General features: G+C 69.3%; 12 protein-coding genes. 7 read left to right on the top strand and 5 right to left on the bottom strand.

Annotated elements, in window-relative coordinates:
• Positions 1-2: 2 nt before the first annotated feature.
• Positions 3-3,155: a hypothetical protein gene (locus tag FZN60_RS22380; RefSeq protein WP_158875738.1), complete on the bottom strand. Its 3,153-nt coding sequence runs from the start codon at positions 3,153-3,155 to the stop codon at positions 3-5.
• A gap of 162 nt (positions 3,156-3,317) precedes the next feature.
• Here FZN60_RS22380 and FZN60_RS22375 point away from each other — a divergent pair, with 162 nt between their 5' ends.
• The 3 genes from FZN60_RS22375 to FZN60_RS22365 all read left to right on the top strand — a co-directional run bounded on the left by FZN60_RS22375 (position 3,318) and on the right by FZN60_RS22365 (position 6,017).
• Positions 3,318-3,794, top strand: coding sequence for a peroxiredoxin (locus FZN60_RS22375; protein WP_158875737.1), 477 nt, complete (start codon positions 3,318-3,320; stop codon positions 3,792-3,794).
• Positions 3,791-4,612 carry a ferritin-like domain-containing protein gene (locus FZN60_RS22370; RefSeq protein WP_158875736.1) on the top strand — a complete coding sequence of 274 codons (822 nt, stop codon included), beginning with the start codon at positions 3,791-3,793 and terminating at the stop codon, positions 4,610-4,612. Before FZN60_RS22375 ends, FZN60_RS22370 begins: the two co-directional genes overlap by 4 nt.
• Before the next feature lie 91 nt (positions 4,613-4,703).
• Positions 4,704-6,017: a peptidoglycan DD-metalloendopeptidase family protein gene (locus tag FZN60_RS22365; protein WP_158875735.1), complete on the top strand. Its 1,314-nt coding sequence runs from the start codon at positions 4,704-4,706 to the stop codon at positions 6,015-6,017.
• Positions 6,018-6,043: 26 nt separating this feature from the next.
• Here the strand turns inward: FZN60_RS22365 and prfB are convergent.
• From prfB to FZN60_RS22350, 3 genes are all read right to left on the bottom strand, one after another.
• Positions 6,044-7,175 (bottom strand): peptide chain release factor 2 gene (prfB, locus tag FZN60_RS22360; RefSeq protein WP_158875734.1). Its coding sequence is split into 2 segments (ribosomal slippage): positions 6,044-7,105 and positions 7,107-7,175, totalling 1,131 coding nucleotides; the frame shifts between segments, so codons are not numbered across the junction.
• Positions 7,176-7,295: 120 nt separating this feature from the next.
• Positions 7,296-9,734 carry a penicillin-binding protein 1A gene (locus FZN60_RS22355; protein ID WP_158875733.1) on the bottom strand — a complete coding sequence of 813 codons (2,439 nt, stop codon included), beginning with the start codon at positions 9,732-9,734 and terminating at the stop codon, positions 7,296-7,298.
• A 192-nt stretch (positions 9,735-9,926) separates the two neighbouring features.
• Complete coding sequence (locus FZN60_RS22350) at positions 9,927-11,087, bottom strand: N-acetylmuramoyl-L-alanine amidase (RefSeq protein WP_246727073.1); 1,161 nt, start codon at positions 11,085-11,087, stop codon at positions 9,927-9,929.
• Between the two features lie 589 nt (positions 11,088-11,676).
• On the opposite strand from FZN60_RS22350, the gene FZN60_RS22345 reads away from it, so the two are divergent.
• A complete protein-coding gene (locus tag FZN60_RS22345) occupies positions 11,677-14,664 on the top strand; it encodes an Rne/Rng family ribonuclease (protein WP_158875731.1) in 2,988 nt (995 codons plus the stop codon).
• Between the two features lie 75 nt (positions 14,665-14,739).
• Here the strand turns inward: FZN60_RS22345 and FZN60_RS22340 are convergent, their stop codons facing one another.
• Positions 14,740-15,885, bottom strand: coding sequence for a pyridoxal phosphate-dependent aminotransferase (locus tag FZN60_RS22340; RefSeq protein WP_158875730.1), 1,146 nt, complete (start codon positions 15,883-15,885; stop codon positions 14,740-14,742).
• A 128-nt stretch (positions 15,886-16,013) separates the two neighbouring features.
• On the opposite strand from FZN60_RS22340, the gene FZN60_RS22335 reads away from it, so the two are divergent.
• From FZN60_RS22335 to accB, 3 genes are all read left to right on the top strand, one after another.
• Entirely contained in the window at positions 16,014-17,396 is a 1,383-nt protein-coding gene (locus FZN60_RS22335) for a M48 family metalloprotease (protein ID WP_158875729.1), read from the top strand.
• A gap of 6 nt (positions 17,397-17,402) precedes the next feature.
• Positions 17,403-18,164 carry a DsbA family protein gene (locus FZN60_RS22330; protein WP_158875728.1) on the top strand — a complete coding sequence of 254 codons (762 nt, stop codon included), beginning with the start codon at positions 17,403-17,405 and terminating at the stop codon, positions 18,162-18,164.
• A gap of 153 nt (positions 18,165-18,317) precedes the next feature.
• Positions 18,318-18,806: an acetyl-CoA carboxylase biotin carboxyl carrier protein gene (accB, locus tag FZN60_RS22325; protein ID WP_158875727.1), complete on the top strand. Its 489-nt coding sequence runs from the start codon at positions 18,318-18,320 to the stop codon at positions 18,804-18,806.
• Positions 18,807-18,814 lie beyond the last annotated feature (8 nt).

Below are 18,814 nucleotides of genomic sequence, written 5' to 3'. Positions count from 1 at the left end.
CTTCAATAGGCGAAGATGCGCCGGAAGATGCCCGGCGCGATCAGCGAGACCGGGTTCACCGTCAGCGTCGGCTCGTCCAGCGAGCCGGCAAGGCGGTAGGTGATGCCGATGAGGCCGCCTTCGTTGCCGTTGCCCAGGATGCCGCCGACGAGCGGCAGCGCGCCGAAGACGCGGTTGACGCTGTAGGCCGGCATGAACGAGCCCGCGATATCGACGACGCTCGCCTTGGTGTCGACCACGCCCTCGAAGCTCGAACCGAAGACTTCGCCGCGAATGACGCCGTCGCTGAGCCGCACCCGGCCGCCCTGGTAGGCGACGTTTCCTTCCGCCAGATCGAACAGCGCGCGCGACACGGGCCCGACGACGTCCCGCAGCGAGCGTCCGTCCTGCGCGACGGGCGTTCCGACGAGGCTGGCGAGCCGCGGCTCGTCGACGAGCGCGAAGTTGCGCAGGCGCCAGCCGCCGGAGAAGCCGTTCTCGATCGAGCCGCTGAGCTGCGCGGCGAGGCTTCCGCCTTCCATCCGGTCGTAGAGGCCGAGGAAGCGCAGCACGGCGCCGGCGTCGCCAGCCTGGATGTTGACGCCGCTCGCGCTCCCCTGCGGCGTCAGCTGCGCGGCGACCGGCTGGCCGTTCTCGGCGATCGCGTCGAGGCGCGCCGCGACGATCCGCTCGCCGGCGCGCGACAAGTTCAAGACCACGTCTCGCAGACGCGATCCGCCGAAGCCGCGGGCCTCGTCGATGGTGAGGGACAGATCGAGCGCGGTCTTCGTGCTCGCACCACCCTCGCCGCCACCGGCGCCCGGGCGCAGGATACGCGCGAGCGCCGGGCGCAGGTCGAGGCGCGAACCGCCGACCTGCACGGCATAGCCGTTCCGGGCGCGCTGGACGACGAGACTCGCATCGTCTCCTTCGTTGAGGAACAAGCGCTCGAGCCGCAGGGCACGAAGCCCGTCGGCGTCGATGCGCGCCGAGCCGCGGCCGCCGAAGCCTTGTCCTTCCAGCTTCAGCTCGTCGAGAAGCGTGCCTTTTTCGCCTTCCTCGCGGATGTCGAAGGCGACCTTGGCCGCGACGCCCTCGCCCTTGCTCCAGCCGATCCAGGGCAGGCCGATCCGCGCGCGGCTGAGGTCGATCTCCGCCCGCATCGCGCCGTCGCGCTTGGTGATCTCGGCCGTGACCGGGCCGGCGAACTGATCGGGCGGCATGGGCACGAAGCGTCGGATGTCCGCCGCCTCGGGCGTCAGCGTGACGTTCAGCTCCTCCTTGCCGACCGGCTCTCGTCCAAACGGCTGAGAGAAGGTGAGTCGGGACGGAACGCCGTCGACGCGCCCCTGCAGATCGCCGCCGATCAGTCCCGGCGACAGCGTGACGAGACCGTCCAGCTCCGTCAGGTCGTGCTTGCCGACGGCATCGGCGACCGCGAGATCGTCGACCACGAACATGGCGGTGTAGCCGCGCAGAACGCGTTCCGGCGGCTGATTCTTCTCGAGATGAAAGCTGGCGCCGAGGCTCACCTCGCCGTGGCCGCCGGTCACCGAGAGCGGGCGTCCGGCCCGCTCGACGATCGACACCGGCTTCATGTCCGCGATGCGGACGATGTCGGCGAGCGGGCCGGACAGTTCGAGCGACAGGTTGCCGTCGGTCTGGTAGCCGCCCTCGGGCTTGCGCCGCACGTCGAAGGCGAGCGTCGTCGGCAGCACCGAGACCTCGGGAAAGCCATCGATCGTCGCGGCGTCGATCTGAACGTCGGTGCGGCCGTTGACCGCGCGCAGACTCCCCGCGACCTGCGTCGCGAGCGGCAGGTCGCCGAGCGTCTTCGTGGTCGCGCCAGCGAAGCGGCCGTCGATCGCGAAGCGTAAGGGGCCGATCGGTCCGTCCGGCGCGACGTCGCTCTCCTCGGTCGAATGGACTTCGATCGTTCCGGTCTCCACCCGTCCGGCCTCGGCGACGTTCTTCATCACCCAGTCGCGCGCCTCGGGACCGGCGAATGGCGGCCACAGGCCTTTGATCGTCGCGCTGGAAAGACCCGAGCCGGCCAACGAAAGCGCGATATTCGGCCCCTTGGCGAAGCCTACGGATCCCCTGCCCGCCAGTCTTTCTTCGCCCGCCGCGTAGTCGAGCGTTTCGAGAGTGAGTTCTCGCGCAGCGAGATCGCCCCTGCCGCGAAGCGCCAGGAGCCCGCCCGGCTCGCCCGCGAGTAGCGGGCGACCCCGCAGCGCGAAAACGGGTCGGGCCGGATCCTGCATGTCGATCGTGCCGCCCGCCTCGAGGCCTGGACCCTCCGCTCCACGAAGATCGAGCGCTTCGATCGCGATCTCCCGGTCGCCGTCGCCGCGTGCGAGGGCGAGCCGGATCTCGGCCTGTCCGGCATGGACGGCCCCGCCGAGCTGCAGGCGGCCGGCATCGCTTGCCGCTTCTCGCGCCGCCGACATCTCGACGGTCGCCAGGGGCGCATGCGGGTCGCCGAAGCGCGCCGCGGCGGCGAGGATGGGCTCGCCCGCCTCGCGGTCCTCGCCCCTGAGCGTAGCCTCCACCGACCAGTCGCGCTCGAAGGCCCGACCGTTCCCCGCGAGACGATAGAATCCGTCATCCTCGGTCAGCGCCAGGGCGAAAGTGCCCGATCGGAAGGTCGGGCCGTCCACGCGCCCGTCCGCTCCCAGAAGCTCGACGCCGAGCGATTCCAGGCGCTGCGCGAAGCCGAGGAGCGCGTCATCGACGCCGTCGAGCGTCGCCGACAGGTCGCCTTGCGCCGTGCCGAGGCTGCCCAGAGCCTGCTGCAGTTCAACCTCGTCCACGACGAGACCGCTGACCGTGAGGGATTCGACGACGCCGCGGCCGAACAGGATGTTGCCTATGTCGATGTCGGCGTCGATCCGTTCGGCGGACAAAAAAGCAGGCCGTCCGCCGTGTCGCACGAAGGACACGTCCTCCATGATCACGGCGATGCCGTCCTCGTCGAACCAGATGCGCTGATGTCCGATGCGCGGCTCGAAGTTCCGCGGCAGGAGCGCATCGATCGAAGCGCGCGTCTGGTCGCGCAGCCAGGCCTGGCCCGCCTTCGTCTCGATCAGCGCGACCGCGCCGATCGTTGCCGTGAGCGCGAGAAGACAGACTGCGCTGCCGACGCCGGCAACGAGGCGCAGGGTCGCGCCCTTCATGCGCGACGCGATCCGAAGCGGCGGGACGGGCTTCGGGATGAACGACACCTCATGTCCCGGCCTCGGTCGCACGCGTCGCAGGAGAGGATAACCTCCTCCGTTTGATTGTATCGGGCCGATCCTGTCTGTAGCTGATCCAACCCCGAGAAGGAGACGACGCGCATGAGCACCCTCACCGAAGGAATGGACTGCCCGGATTTCAGCTTCGTCGGCGCGGACGGCGCTGCGGTGACGCGCGCGGATTTCGTGGGCAAGCCGTTCGTCCTTTTCTTCTATCCGAAGGATGACACCTCCGGCTGTACCCAGGAAGCCGTTGCCTTCAGCGCGCTTGCGGGCGATTTCGAGGCGGCGGGTGTCGTGATCGCCGGCGTGTCGCCGGATTCGCCGAAGAGCCACGCCAAGTTCCGCCAGAAGCACGCGCTTACGGTGGCGCTTCTGTCGGACGAGGAGAAGACCTCGCTCGAGGCGTTCGGGGTCTGGGTCGAGAAGTCGATGTACGGCCGCAAGTACATGGGCGTCGAACGAACCACGGTTCTCGTCGGGGCGGATGGGCGGATCCGCCGGGTCTGGCCGAAGGTGAAGGTGCCGGGCCACGCACAGGAGGTGCTGAAGGCCGCCCGCGAGGTCGCGCCGGCATGACGTGGGCGGCTCCATCGACCCTGCGCGAGGCGGCGATCGGCGCGATCGCCGCCGCCGATCTCGACGAGAAGGTCGAGCGCACGCGCGAGGCCTGCGGCCTCTGGTTCGGGCGGCGGCTCGGGCTTCACGCGCCGTCCGACCCCTCGCTGCCGAGCCGACCGGGCCGTCCAACCGAGCCGCGGCTGGTCTCGCCCACGAAGGTCAAGCGCCGCTCCGTCCACACGCCGGAAGGCCGGATCGCGCTGATCCACGCCCTCGCCCATATCGAATTGAATGCCATCGATCTGGCGCTCGACATCGTGGCGCGCTTCGCCGACCAGCCGGTGCCGCGCTCCGTCTTCGACGGCTGGATGACGGTGGCGATGGAGGAGGCGAAGCACTTCGGCCTCTTGTCCCGCCGGCTCGTCGGGATGGATTCCCGCTATGGCGCGCTCGACGCGCATGACGGGCTTTGGCAGGCCGTCGAGGCGACGGCGCACGACCTATCCGCCCGCCTCGCGATCGTGCCGCTGATCCTGGAAGCGCGCGGGCTCGACGTGACGCCGTCCCTTCTGGAAAAGCTGGAAAGCGTCGGCGACACGGAAACGGCGGCCATCCTCGACATCATCTATCGCGACGAGAAGAAGCATGTCGCGATCGGCGCCAAGTGGTTCCGCTTCCTGTGCGCCCGCGAGCGCGTCAATCCGGCGGAGCGCTTCCAGCAACTCGTCCGGCAATGCTTCCGCGGCGAGGTCAAGGCGCCCTTCAACGACCGGGCGCGCGCCGAAGCTGGGCTCACGCCGACGTTTTACCGGTCATTGTCGCCGCTTTCGCGCTGATCCAGCTTCGACTGCCGGCGAGAAGGACTCATTAACGTTAATCTGGATTTATGTCCGGGACGGTGACTCATCCCGCCGGCCCGGACATCCCATGCATCCCCATCACGCGACCCGCACCTTCGGCCGACAAACGGAACCGCATACGATCATCATCGCGCGCGGCGCCAAGGTTCGGCATTTCACCGTCAGGCCATGGGCGCTCGGCGCCGTCCTGGGCATCGGCACCCTGCTGTCGACCGCGCTGATCGGATCGGCCGGCTACCTCTTCCTGAACGACGATCTCATGGCCGTCGCCGTGTCGCGGCAGGAGTCGCTCGCCCAGGTCTACGAGGCGCGCATCGCGGCGCTGAGATCCCAGCTCGATCACGCCACGAGCCGGCAGATGATCACCCGCAAGATGGTGGAGAGCAAGGTCGACACCCTCCTCGACCAGCAGGAGGAACTGGCCGAGCGCTACGAGCGCCTGGCGCCGATGTTCGAGAAGGCGCGCTCGACCGGACTGATCGACGAGGACAGCCGCGGGACGGCGAACGCGCCGCAGCGCACCGGCGACGCGTCGGATGCTCTCGGCCCCGCCTCCTCCGCCCTCGCCTTCCTTCCCGAACGCAGCAGCGTCGCCTCGCGCTTCGACCTCGTCGACCGGGGATCGGCGCAGCCGGAGAAGGCTCCGGCGATCGCCGCGCCGGAGCGGATCTCGGGCCTGCGCGACACGGCGTCGGTCACGAATCTCGTCGCCGAGATCGAGGACGCGGTGCGTTCCGCGCGCAGCGAGCAGCAGACGCGAGCCGAGAAGCTCGCCGAGAACGCGCGGCGGCGCTCCGACGCCATCGCCGATACGCTGCGCACCGCCGGGTTCGACGTCCTCGACAAGGAGACCGAAGCCGCCACGGGTGGCCCCTTCGTGCCCGTGCCGGATGATTTCGAAACGACCGTGGCGCGGCTCGACGACGCGCTGACCACTCTGGAGCGCGTGTCGAACAAGGCGGCCGAGCTGCCGCTCGCCGCGCCGACGCGGGAGGGCGTTCGCTCCAGCGGCTTCGGCGTCCGGCGCGATCCGTTCCTCGGCAAAAGCGCGCTTCACGCCGGCGTCGACTTCGCCGCGCCGGTCGGCAGCCCGATCCGCGCGACGGCCCCAGGAAAGGTCGTCGAGGCCGGCGTGTCGGGCGGCTACGGCAAGATGGTCGAGGTCGATCACGGCAACGGGCTGACGACGCGCTACGCGCACATGTCGTCGATCGCCGTCTCGGTCGGCGATTGGATCGAGGCCGGAGACACGGTCGGAGCCGTCGGCTCGACGGGCCGCAGCACGGGCCCGCACCTTCACTACGAGATTCGCCGCGACGGCTCGGCGCTCAATCCCGACCGCTTTCTGTCGGCAGGCCGGGCGATCGGCCGGCTGGGCTGAGCACCCGAGCCGGCCGACCGTGTCGTTCAGCCGATGTCCGCGACCTCGTCGCCCTCGTCGCCATGGACGCGCTGCGCAAGCGCGGCTTCCATGAAGGCGTCGATGTCGCCGTCCAGAACCTCCTGCGGCGCCGTCGATTCGACGCCCGTGCGAAGGTCCTTCACCATCTGGTACGGCTGCAGGACGTAGGAGCGGATCTGGTGGCCCCAGCCGATGTCGGTCTTCGACGCGGCTTCGGCATTGGCCGCCGCCTCGCGCTTCTCCAACTCGGCCTCGTAGAGGCGCGCGCGCAGCATGTTCCAGGCGGTCGCCCGGTTCTTGTGCTGCGAACGCTCCTGCTGACAGGCCACCACGATGCCGGTCGGCAAGTGCGTGATGCGCACCGCCGAGTCCGTCGTATTGACGTGCTGGCCGCCGGCGCCCGACGAACGGTAGGTGTCGATGCGGCAGTCCGACTCGTTGACCTGGATGTCGATCGAGTCGTCCACCACCGGGTAGACCCAAACGCTGGCGAAAGAGGTGTGCCGCCGCGCCTGGCTGTCATAGGGCGAGATCCGCACCAGGCGATGGACGCCCGACTCGGTCTTCATCCGCCCATAGGCGTTGTGGCCCTTGAACAGGAGCGTCGCGGACTTGATGCCCGCTTCTTCGCCGGCATGCTCCTCCAGGAGCTCCACCTTGTACTTCGAACGCTCGGCCCAGCGCGTGTACATGCGCAGGAGCATCGAGGCCCAGTCCTGGCTCTCCGTGCCGCCGGCGCCCGAATGCACCTCGACATAGGTGTCGTTGCCGTCGGCCTCGCCCGACAGGAGCGTGTCGATCTGGCGCTTGGCGACTTCGCCCTGGATCTCGCGGATGCCGGCTTCGGCTTCCCGGACGATGTCCGCGTCGCCCTCGGCCTCGCCCATCTCGATGAGCTCGACGTTGTCGGCGAGGCGCTGCTCCATGCCGCGGATGGCCGCGACGGTATCGTCCAGCTGCTGGCGCTCGCGCATCAGCTCCTGGGCCTCGGCCGGATCGTTCCAGATGGACGGATCCTCGGCCTTGCTGTTCAGAAGTTCGAGCCGGCGGAGGGACTGATCCCAGTCAAAGATGCCTCCTCAGCAGGCTTATGGCCTGCTTGATTTCGTCGACGATGTTCTCGATTTCGGCGCGCAAGGCGCACTCCTTTTCATGCGATGCTGCGGGTGTCGGCCCTGCCCCGCTGAAGGGGCGGTCGGCGCGTGTTACGGGAAGCGACCCGCGCCGACAAGGCCGCTGCTCCTGAGGTAGGCGCGGTCAGAACAGGCCGCCAGCCCCGCCCTGCACGATGGCCTGCTCGGCTTCCGGGGAGATCTGCGCCGGCGGGAAGTCGGAGGCCGCCATCGAGTCCATGCCGATGACGTTGTAGACGTCGGAGGGGCCCGTGCCCGGCTTGAAGGCCTCGATGATCGAGCCGGCCCCCTTCGAGGCCATGCCCGAGCGTCGGTCGACCGAGACGAGGGTCATGCCCGCCGGCACCTTGAACGGCACCGGCGGCGTGCCGTCCAGCGCCTTCGCCATGAAGTCCACGAAGACCGGCGCGGCGAGCCCACCGCCGGTGGAGCCGTGGCCCATCGGCTGCGGATTGTCGTAGCCGAGATAAACGCCGGTCACGAGGCTCGGCGTGTAGCCGACGAACCAGGCGTCCTTCTCGTCGTTGGTGGTGCCCGTCTTGCCGGCGACCGGACGGCCGAGCTCCTTGACGAGCGTCGCCGTGCCGCGCTCGACCACGCCCTCCATCATCGAGGTGATCTGGTAGGCCGTCATCGGGTCGAGCACCTGCTGGCGGTCGTCGACGAGCTGCGGCTCCAGCTGCTCGTGCCATTCGGCGGCGTTGCACTCGTCGCAGCGGCGCTGGTCGTGGCGATAGATGGTGCGCCCGTACCGGTCCTGGACGCGGTCGATCAGCGAGGGCTCGATCGAGCGGCCACCATTCGCCATAACTGAATAGGCCGAGACCATGCGCATGACGGTGGTCTCGCCCGCGCCCAGCGACATCGGCAGGTAGGGCGCAAGGTTGTCGTAGATGCCGAAGCGGTGGGCGTATTCGGCCACGAGCTTCATGCCCATGTCCTTGGCGAGACGCACGGTCATCAGGTTGCGGCTCTTCTCGATGCCGAGGCGCAGCGTCGAGGGACCGGCGGCTTCACCGCCGTAGTTCTTCGGCTCCCAGTAGCCGCCATTGCCGTCCGGCAGCGAGATCGGGGCGTCGAGGATCACCGAGGCCGGCGTGTAGCCGTTGTCGAGGGCCGCGGCGTAGACGACGGGCTTGAAGGACGAGCCCGGCTGGCGCATCGCCTGCGTCGCGCGGTTGAACTCGGACTCGGCGTAGGAGAAGCCGCCCATCATCGCCAGCACGCGGCCGGTGGTGGGATCCATGGCGACCAGCGCGCCCTGGACCTTCGGCGGCTGGCGCAGGCGCCATCCGTCGTCGGTATCCTGGACGTAGACAACGTCGCCCCGCGCCACCACGTCGTCGGCGCCGCGCACGCGGCCGGAGCGCTCGGGCGTCTGGAGGTTCAGCGCCCAGCGCATGTTGCCGAGCGCGATCGTGCCGACCTCACGCTCGGCGGACAGCGCGCCGGACACCTCGCGGCGCGGCTGAAGGCCGATCGAGACGGAGTCGTTCTCGGCCGACAGCACCACGGCGAGGCGCCATTCCGGCACGTCCGAGAAGGCTTTCACCTCGCCGAGCGGCACGCCCCAGTCGCTCGCGATATCGATGCGGGTCACCGGGCCGCGATAGCCGCGCGCTTCGTCGAAGTTCAAAAGCGCCTTCTGCAGCGCCGCGCGCGCATAGGTCTGGAGCTTCGGGTCGAGCGTGGTGCGCACCGACAAGCCGCCGTCGTAGAGCTTGTCGATGCCGTAGCGGGCGCCGATCTCGCGGCGAACCTCCTCGGTGAAATATTCGGACGAGGCGAGATAGGTGCCGCTGCGGTTCGGATTGACGGTCAGCGGCTTGGCGCGGGCTTCGCTCGCCTCGGCGGCGGTGGCGAAGCCGTTCGCCTCCATCTGGTCGATGACCCAGTTGCGCCGCTCGATGGCGCGGTCGGCACTGCGGAAGGGATTGTAGTTCTCCGGCGCCTTGGGCAGCGCGGCGAGATAGGCCGCCTCCTCGAGCGTCAGCTCGTTCACCGACTTGTCGAAGTAGGCGAGCGCGGCGGCCGCGACGCCGTAGGAGCCCATGCCGAGATAGATCTCGTTGAGGTAGAGCTCCAGGATGCGGTCCTTGGAATAGGACTGCTCGATGCGCACCGCCAGGATCGCTTCCTTGATCTTGCGGTCGAAGGTGCGCTCGTTGGTCAGGAGGAAGTTCTTCGCCACCTGCTGCGTGATGGTCGAGGCGCCCTGCATCCGGCCGCCCTTGGCGAGCACCAGCACGGCGCGTCCGACGCCTTCCACGTCGATGCCGGGATGCGAGTAGAAGTTCTTGTCCTCGGCCGAGAGGAAGGCTTCCTTGACCCGCTCGGGAATGGCCTGGATCGGCAGGTAGAGCCGGCGCTGACGCGCGTACTCGGCCATCAGCGAACCGTCCGAGGCGTGGACGCGCGTCGTGACCGGCGGCTCGTAGTTCGCCAGCACCTGATAGTCGGGCAGGTCGGACGCGACTTTGTCGAGATACCAGGCGACCCCGCCGGCGACGAGCAGGAAGAACACCGCTCCGATGCCGAAGAAATAGCCAATGAGTCTGATCATCGATCCCGCTTTCCTGACATCGGCGCTGCGCGGTCGCGATCGCCGCCGGACGACCCGCGTCCGCGCGATGGCTCAACCTGCGACTTCGCTTACAACACTGCGGATGGCGAAGAAATGCGGCGAGCGCATGGTTTAGCGTGGCCGCCGGCCTGCGGCGCGAAAAGTTTGTGGCTCATCCGCCACATGGCCCGGTCAGCTTCGGTTGGTGGGCCGCGTCCGCCCCTTGATGTAGTCCGCGACCGCCGCGCCCATGATGCGCGCGGTCTCGCGGCGCCACGCATCGCTCTTGAGGAGCTTCTCGTCCTCCTTGTTCGACAGGTAGCCGAGCTCGACCAGAACGGACGGCACGTCCGGGGCGGTGAGCACCCGGAAGCCCGCCGAGCGCTTCGGGTTCTTGATCAAGCGAACGTTGGCTTCGCCGAGCCGCCGCACGAGGTCGGTTGCGAAGTGCTCGGAAAAGCCGATCGTTTCGCGGCGCGTCAGGTCGACCAGGATGTCGACGATCTCCGGCGCCTCCGCGAAGCGCGGGTCGGCGAAGCGGTCGGCGGCGTTTTCCGAATCCGCCACCTGCCGCGACAACTCGTCGGAAGCGCGGGCGGACAGGGTGTAGACCGTCGCCCCGCGCAGTTCGGGGTAGCGGATGGAATCGGCATGGATCGAGATGAAGAGGTCGGCCTCCGCCTTGCGCGCGACCGCGGCGCGCTCGGACAGCGGGATGAAGGTGTCGTCCTCGCGCGTCAGCACGACGTCGATGTCGTCGTGGGACTCCAGCTCAGCGGACAGGGCCTTGGCGAAGGCGAGGTTCACGTCCTTCTCCATCGTGCCGGCCGCCCCCTCGGCGCCTTCGTCCTCCCCGCCGTGGCCCGCATCCACGACGATGACGTGCCGCGCCGTCCTCGGCGTTTCCGCCTCCCGGGCGGCCGAGGCCGAGGCGACCGTCGCCGGCCCGCCGACGATGCTCGAGGTCTTTGCGCCGCTCGCCCGCAGCTCCAGTTCGAGCCCCGGCCCGGCGGGCAGCGCCACCGCCTGCACGGAGGCGGCGACGGGACGCGCGAGCGTGAAGATGATGCGGTAGCGATCCTCGCCGGCGAGGCCGTGCTTGATGGCCGTGACGAGGCCGCCTTCCGGCGCCGGCAGCGCGACCGCGGTGACCGTGTCGGTGAGATCGAGGACGATGCGATTGGGACCGGTCAGGGCGATCAGCCGGGCGTCGGCCGCCGCGTCGAGGTCGAGCACCCAGCGCAGCGCCTCGGCCGACGATGTCTGCTCGATGGCCTCGACGACGCTCGTCGCGCTCGCGGGCGACAACGCGGTCGCCGTGAGCGCCAGAACCGCCAGCAGCCATCGCAGCATCACGCTCGCCCCCATCTCGTCGAACCCCGCTCGTCCGTTCCCGCGCGCCCGCGCCGATCCAAAACCGGTGAAGCTGGCCCGTGCCTGTCGGCCGGGCATCGGCAGGACCGCGCCACTTGTTTATTCAGATCACAAATCCTACAAGCGGTTTGAGGCTGCAGAACGTCCGAGTCGGCTCGGGTGTCGAGATGGCCGGTCTCACGAGGCAAGCGATCGACCTCGCGAAGGTCGCAGGCGCCGCGGCCGGCCCGGCAGGTACGCCCTTCGGGTTTCAAGCCTCAACGTTTCCATCCCTTCGAAGTGACGTTCGAAGGGCCTCCAGCGCGCCCCGGACGACGTTCCGGGTTCAGGCTGCGCTTCACTTTCATCGGCCGGTTCGCTCCGGCCATCCATCATCTTAGGGTCGCCTGCGTGCCGCCAGCCTTCGCCGAAGCTCTCCCCACCCGAGCGGAACCGATCCGCTTCGCTGCGGACGCTCGCGCATCGGCTTCGGAGCGTCGCCGCGCGACCCATGCGGACGCCTCCCGCCCCGCACCGCCCGGACAGTTGGGCGCCTGGCCGCGGGACCCCGTCCGGGGGTTCAAGACTCATGGCAAACAAGATGCTGATCGACGCCTCCCACCAGGAGGAGACACGCGTCGTCGTCGTCCGGGGTAACCGGATCGAGGAATTCGACTTCGAGTCGGAGCACAAGAAGCAGCTCAAGGGCAACATCTACCTGGCCAAGGTGACGCGGGTCGAACCCTCGCTCCAGGCGGCCTTCGTCGAGTATGGCGGCAACCGCCACGGCTTCCTCGCCTTCAGCGAGATCCATCCCGACTACTACCAGATCCCCAAGGCTGACCGTCAGGCGCTGATCGAGGAAGAACTCCGTCGCGCCCAGGCGGAGGACGACGACCACGAGGAGGAGCGTCCGCAGCGCCAGCGCGGCCGCAACCGTCGCGCTTCCCCCGCCCGTGCGGCCTCCTCCGATAACGAGGCGATCAGCGAGGAAGCCCCGTCCGAGGACGTCGGCAGCGAGGGCGACGAGCCCACGGCCGAGCACATCGACGCCGCCGAGGCCGAAGCGCTGGCGCCCCCGCCCGAAGGCGGCGAGCCTGCCGCGATCGACGTCGTGGACGCCGCGATCGTCGAGGAGCAGTCCTTCGAGAGCGTCGAGGCGAAGCGCGCCGAGCCGTCCGCCGACGAGGACGAGGGAGACGACGAGAACGAGGACGACGGCGAGGACGACGGGCCCGAGATCGAGGATGCCGGGCGCGGCGCTTCCGAGGGCCGCGGGCGCCGTCGGCGCGGCCGGGATCGTGACCGCGGACGCGGCGGGGACCGCCGCGAGGACGAAGCCTCCGAGGAAGCCGAGGAGGTCGACCAGGTCGGCCAGGAGGACGCCCTCGAAGAGGTGCCGGTCCGCCAGGTCCGCTCGCGCCGCCAGTACAAGATCCAGGAAGTCATCAAGCGCCGCCAGATCCTGCTCGTGCAGGTCGTCAAGGAAGAGCGCGGCAACAAGGGCGCGGCCCTCACCACCTACCTGTCGCTCGCCGGCCGCTACTCGGTCCTGATGCCGAACACGGCGCGGGGCGGTGGCATTTCGCGCAAGATCACCAACGCGGCGGACCGCAAGCGGCTGAAGGAAGTGGCGCGCGAGCTGGAAGTGCCGCGCGGCATGGGCATCATTCTGCGCACCGCCGGCGCCAACCGCACCAAGGCCGAGGTCAAGCGCGACTACGAATATCTGATGCGGCTCTGGGAGACGGTGCGCAGCCTGACGCTCGCCTCCACCGCGCCCGCCCTCGTCTACGAGGAAGGCAGCCTCATCAAGCGCTCGATCCGCGACCTCTACAACAAGGACATCGACCAGATTCTCGTCGCCGGCGAGGAGGGCTACCGCGAAGCCAAGGACTTCATGCGGATGCTCATGCCGAGCCAGTCCAAGGTCGTGCAGCCCTATCGCGAGCCGACGCCGATCTTCGCCCGCCAGGGCATCGAGACGCAGCTCGACAAGATGCTGCAGCCGCACGTCACGCTGAAGAGCGGCGGCTACATCATCATCAACCAGACCGAGGCGCTGGTCGCCATCGACGTCAACTCCGGCCGCTCGACGCGCGAGCACTCGGTCGAGGACACGGCGCTGCAGACCAACCTGGAGGCGGCCGAGGAGGTCGCCCGCCAGCTGCGCCTGCGCGATCTCGCCGGCCTCGTGGTCATCGACTTCATCGACATGGAGGAGAAGCGCAACAACCGCGCGGTCGAGAAGCGCCTGAAGGACTGCTTGAAGGACGACCGGGCCCGCATCCAGCTCGGCCGGATCTCGCATTTCGGCCTCCTGGAGATGAGCCGCCAGCGCATCCGCGCCAGCGTCCTCGAATCCACCATGCAGACCTGCCCGGTCTGCGGCGGCGCAGGCCACGTCCGCTCGGCATCCTCGCTGGCGCTGCACGTTCTGCGCTCGATCGAGGAGCACATCCAGAAGCACCCGAGCCACGACGTCATCGTCAACTGCTCGACGGAATCGGCGCTCTACATCCTCAACGAGAAGCGCGGCACGATCTCCGAGCTGGAGCGTCAGAGCGGCCTCCACATCCTCATCCGCGCCGACGAGACGATCGGCCATTCGGGCCTGCGCATCGAGCAGGGCGCCGAAGCGGTTCGGCGTCCGCCGGTGATCGAGCATGTCAGCCCGGTCAGCGTGATCGCCGACGAGGTCGAGGAGGAAGAGGACGAGGCGGTCGTCGCCCACGACGCCGAGCTGGAGGCGGAAGCCGAGGCCGAGGCGGCAGGCGAGCTCGTCGACAAGGACCGCTCGCGTCGGCGCTCGCGCCGCGGACGCGGCCGCCGCCGCAACGGTGGCTCCGAGACGGACGCCGTGGGTGAAGACGAGGCCGACGTCACGATCGTCGAGGACGAGGAAGCCGAGGTCGAGGCCGAAGGCGAGGAAGCCGCGGCCGGTTCCGACGAGGACGGCGACGAGAACGGGGACGGCCGTGGCCGCCGCCGCCGCCGCCGCGGTCGTCGCGGCGGACGTCGCGGCCGCGACCTCGCCGAGGAGAACGGCGATCCGCTGAGCGATCCCTACGCCACCACCCGCGCGACGGCCGACTCGCTCGTCGTCGTCGAGGCGATCCGGTCCGAAGCCGAGGATGCGGCGAGCGGCGACGAAGGCGCGGACCAGGGCGAAGGCGAGATCGCCGAGGTGTCGATCACCGAGCCGAGCCGCTCGTTCGAGCCGGAAATGGTCGACGCGGTCGAGGCCATCGAAGCGTCCGACATCGCCGATGTCGCCGAGGAAGGGTCGATCGCCGGAGCCGGCGCCGACGTGCCCGACGAGAACGAGGTGATCGCGGCGAGCGCCGAGGCCGGCGCTGCCTTCGACGGCAATCCGCCGCTCGACGCCGTGTTCCCGATGGAGGACGGCGCCGGCTCCTCGAACGAGGCGCCGGAGGCCGACCTCGAGGCCGACGAGGCACCTGCACCGGCACCCCTGCCCCGTGAGCCGCGCCTCGTGTCGAGCGACGGCGAGAACGAAGCCGAGGATGCGCGCCCGAAGCGCACCGGCTGGTGGTCGCGCCGCTTCTCCTCCTGAGAACGGCATAGATCCGGATAGCGAAAGGGCCGCTCCTCGGAGCGGCCCTTTTCGTTTGTCCGGGCGTCGTCGACCTCAGGCGCGTCCGGCCGCCATACGGTCGAGCGCGCGGATCAGCGAGGCCTCGTCGCAGGCGTAGGACAGGCGCACGAACTGTTCGCCGCGCCGCAGATCGAAATCGAGCCCCGGCGTGATCGCGACGTGGCAGGTGTCCAGGATGCGCCGGGCGAAATCCGTCGCGCTCCCCTCGCCGGCCGGCACGCGCGCATAGGCGTAGAAGGCGCCGTCGATCGGTGCGATGTCGGAGAAGCCGAGCATCGGCAGTCGCTCGGTCATGACCCGCCGGTTGCGGACATAAGTCTCGCGGACCGCTTCCAGCTCGCTCGTCGCGTCGAAGGCGGCCTGCGCCGCGACCTGGCTCATCTCGGGCGCCGAAATGTAGAGGCTCTGGCCGATCCGCTCGGCGGCGCGCACGAGGCTCGACGGCAGCACCATCCAGCCGCAGCGCCAGCCGGTCATGCAGTAGTATTTGGAGAACGAGTTCACGACGATCGGTGCCTGCGAGAAGGCGAGCGCCGTTTCCTCCGCCTCGCCATAGGTGAGGCCGTGATAGATCTCGTCGGAGATGAAGCGGATGCCGGCCTCGTCGCAGAAGCGCACGAGACGTTCCAGCTCGTCGCGGGGCGTCATCGTGCCGGTCGGGTTGGCCGGGCTCGCGATCAGCACGCCCGCCACCGGCTCGCGCGCGTGCTCGGCCGCCAGCCGTTCGGCGGTGAGGATGTAGCCGTCAGCCGCGTCGACCTCGATTTCCGCCGGCACGAGACCGAGGGCACGCAGGATGTTGCGATAAGCGGGGTAGCCCGGCGCCGCGATGGCGACGCGCTCGCCCGCGTCGAAGGCGGCGAGGAAGGCCAGGGCGAAGCCGGCTGAGGAGCCCGTCGTCACCATGACGCGCGCGGGATCGACCGCGCAGCCGTAGCGCTCGGCATAGTGCCGCGCGATGCGCTCGCGCAGCGACGAGCGGCCGAGCGCGTCCGTGTAGGCGATGCGGCCGTGGGCGAGCATGGCTTGCGCGGCAGCGATCGACAGTTTCGGGGCGGGCGCGGCCGGCTGTCCGACGGCGAGCGAGATCACGTCGAGCCCCCGCGCCGCCATGCGGTTGGCCTCCGAGAGAACGTCCATCGCCCGGAAGGGATCGACGGCGGATCGTTTGGATGCCATGGGTTGAAACGGGGGAGTGTTCGCGTCCGCCATCGGTCGTCGCGCCTCATAAACGCCGGATTGAAATGGGCAGTCCGAGCCCGGTCGCCGCTCTTACGACCTGCCGGGCCGCTTGGGAAAGGGGTGTCATGGTCATGGGTCTCGCCAGCCGCCTGCGCCGGCTCGTCGCTGCCATCCTCGTTCCCGCCCTGATGATCCCGGCTCCCGCCTTCGCGCAGGCGTCCGGCAAGGGCGGCCTGCCCATCGTCCGGGACGCCGAGATCGAAGCGCTGGTGAAGGACTACGCCGCGCCGATCCTGAAGACCGCTGGCCTGTCGCGCGGCGTCGATATCGTCCTCGTCAACGACGAGGGCTTCAACGCCTTCGTGTCGGGCCGCCGCATCTTCATCAACATCGGCACGATCCTCCAGGCGCAGACCCCGAACCAGGTGATCGGCATCATCGCGCACGAGGTCGGCCACCTGAAGGGCGGCCACCAGGAGCGCCTGCGCGAGCAGATCGATCGGGCGAAGACGATCGCGGTCGTGGCCAGCCTCCTCGGCGCGGGCATCGCCGTCGCGGGCGCGGCGTCCAGTTCCGGCGGCATGGCCCAGGCCGGCACCGGCATGATGGCCGGCGGCGGCTCCCTCGCGCAGCGCAGCCTCCTCAGCTACCAGCGCTCGGAGGAGTCGACGGCCGACCGCGCCGCGCTCGAATACCTGCGCGCCACTCGGCAGTCGCCGCGCGGCCTCCTGGAAACCTTCGAGATCCTGGAGCGGAACAACCTCTTCGGCGGCCCGCTGAACCGCTACCTGTCCAGCCACCCGCTGCCGCGCGAGCGCGTCGCCAACCTGGAGGCGGCCGCCAAGGAGAGCCCCTACTGGGACGAGGCGGACTCGCTCGCCCTTCTTCAGCGCCACGACCTCGCCCGCGCGAAGATCGCCGCCTATACCGGCGGCGCGACGGCGGTGCGCCGCACCTTCAGCTTCGACCCGCGCGGCCGGGCCGCCCAGTACGGCGACGCCATCGCGACCCATCTCGCAGGCTCGCCCGCAGCGGCCCTATCGAAGATCGACGCCCTGATCGCGTCGGATCCCAAGAGCCCGTGGTTCCAGGAGATGCGCGGCGAGATCCTCCAGCAGGCGGGGCGCGGCGACGAGGCCGCCGCCGCCTATGCTCGCGCCGCCTCGCTCGACCGTTCCGGCTCGGGGCTTCTCAAGGCCGCGGAAGGACAGGCTCTCGTCACCAGCGGAAGTCCCGCCCGGATGGGCGAAGCCATTGCCAAGATCCGCGAGGGGTTGCGCGCCGATCCCGACAACGCCTCGGCCTATCGCTTCCTGTCCATGGCCTACGGCAAGACCAACGACATCGGCTCGGCCGAGCTGGCGATGGCGGAAGGCTATTGGCACGCCGGCAACTTCCGCCAGGCCAAGATCTTCGCGCTGCGCGCCCAGGGCAAGCTGAAGCCCGGCTCGCCGGGCTACAATCAGGCCGCCGACATCCTCGCCTACGACCCGAACCCGAAGGGCTGACATTCCGTGACGACACGCCGTCTCCTCGCCGCCGCCGCGATCGGCCTCCTCGCCGCCGTGGCGCCGGCCGCCGCGCAAAGCTTCGATGCCGCCGAGAAGGTGGAGATCGAAGGCGTGATGCGCGATTATCTCCTGAAGAACCCGGAATTCCTGCTCGAGGTTCTGGAAGCGCTGGAGTCCAAGCGCGCGGAGCAGACGGTGGTGGCGCAGGCCAAGGCGATCGAGTCGATCGGCCCCTCGCTCTACGAGACGCCGGACGGCACCGTCATCGGCAATCCGCAGGGCGACGTCACGGTGGTCGAGTTCTTCGACTACAATTGCGGCTACTGCAAGCAGGCGCTCGACGACATGGACGCGCTGGTCCAGGGCGACCCGAACCTGCGCTTCGTGCTCAAGGAGATCCCGGTGCTCGGACCGACCTCCGTCGAGGCGAGCCACGTCTCCCTGGCCGTGCGCGAGATCGCCCCGGCGAAGTACGGCGAGTTCCACCGCACGCTTCTCGCCGAGCGCGGCGGCGCCAATGCCGAGGTCGCGCTGTCGATCGCCGAGGACCTCGGCGTCGACGTCGCGGCCGTGAAGGCGAGGATGGAATCGGGCGAGGTGATGCGGGTGTTGGCAGCCGACAACGCCATGGCCGAGTCGCTGCAGATCACGGGAACGCCGACCTACGTCATCGGCAACCAGGTGTTCTCCGGCGCGCTCGGCGCCGAGAAGCTGTCGGAGGCGATCGCAAACGTGCGCGCGTGCGGCGCGGCGACCTGCGGCTGACGAGTTTTACTTCCGCGAGGCTCCGGACTCGTCGGGCCGGCTGAGCGGCATGATTGCCGCTGGGCCGGTCTGGGGCTATGAACGCGCCCAAACGGCGCTTGCCGAAAACCCAGCCGAAGAACACATAAGCGGCGACGGGCCCGGAAGGACACCATGGCAGAATCGAACAGCGAGATGGACCCGGCACTGGTCCGCGAACTCGCCGACATCCTCAACGACACCGACCTGACCGAGATCGAGGTCGAGAACGGCACGCTGCGAATTCGCGTGTCCCGCAAACGCGAAGCTCCCGCCATCCAGGCCTACGCGCCCGCCATGCACGCCCCGCCCTATGCGACCGGGCCGGCGTCCTATTCGCCCGCCGGCGACGCGCCCCTCGCGCCGACCGCCGCGACGGCGGGGCCCGAGGCCGGATCCGTCCCCTCGCCCATGGTCGGCACGGTCTATATGGCGCCGTCGCCGGGGGCCAAGTCCTTCATCGAGGTCGGTCAGAGCATCGCCGAGGGCGAAACCCTGCTGATCATCGAGGCCATGAAGACCATGAACCAGATTCCTGCGCCGCGCGCGGGCAAGATCACCAAGATCCTGGTCGAGAACGGACAACCGGTCGAGTACGGCGAACCCCTCGTCGTCATCTCGTGAGGAGGCGG

Origin of the sequence: Antarcticirhabdus aurantiaca (assembly GCF_009765365.1) — a bacterium.
Classification (GTDB): domain Bacteria; phylum Pseudomonadota; class Alphaproteobacteria; order Rhizobiales; family Rhizobiaceae; genus Antarcticirhabdus; species Antarcticirhabdus aurantiaca.
This window is presented reverse-complemented; position numbering and strand designations above follow the sequence as displayed.

Coding starts and splice junctions, on each gene's coding strand:
- accB (WP_158875727.1), top strand. CDS start 18,318: ATGGCAGAATCGAACAGCGAGATGGACCCGGCACTGGTCCGCGAACTC.
- FZN60_RS22340 (WP_158875730.1), bottom strand. CDS start 15,885: ATGGCATCCAAACGATCCGCCGTCGATCCCTTCCGGGCGATGGACGTT.
- FZN60_RS22345 (WP_158875731.1), top strand. CDS start 11,677: ATGGCAAACAAGATGCTGATCGACGCCTCCCACCAGGAGGAGACACGC.
- FZN60_RS22350 (WP_246727073.1), bottom strand. CDS start 11,087: ATGCTGCGATGGCTGCTGGCGGTTCTGGCGCTCACGGCGACCGCGTTG.
- FZN60_RS22375 (WP_158875737.1), top strand. CDS start 3,318: ATGAGCACCCTCACCGAAGGAATGGACTGCCCGGATTTCAGCTTCGTC.
- FZN60_RS22380 (WP_158875738.1), bottom strand. CDS start 3,155: ATGAAGGGCGCGACCCTGCGCCTCGTTGCCGGCGTCGGCAGCGCAGTC.
- FZN60_RS22355 (WP_158875733.1), bottom strand. CDS start 9,734: ATGATCAGACTCATTGGCTATTTCTTCGGCATCGGAGCGGTGTTCTTC.
- FZN60_RS22335 (WP_158875729.1), top strand. CDS start 16,014: ATGGTCATGGGTCTCGCCAGCCGCCTGCGCCGGCTCGTCGCTGCCATC.
- FZN60_RS22370 (WP_158875736.1), top strand. CDS start 3,791: ATGACGTGGGCGGCTCCATCGACCCTGCGCGAGGCGGCGATCGGCGCG.
- FZN60_RS22365 (WP_158875735.1), top strand. CDS start 4,704: ATGCATCCCCATCACGCGACCCGCACCTTCGGCCGACAAACGGAACCG.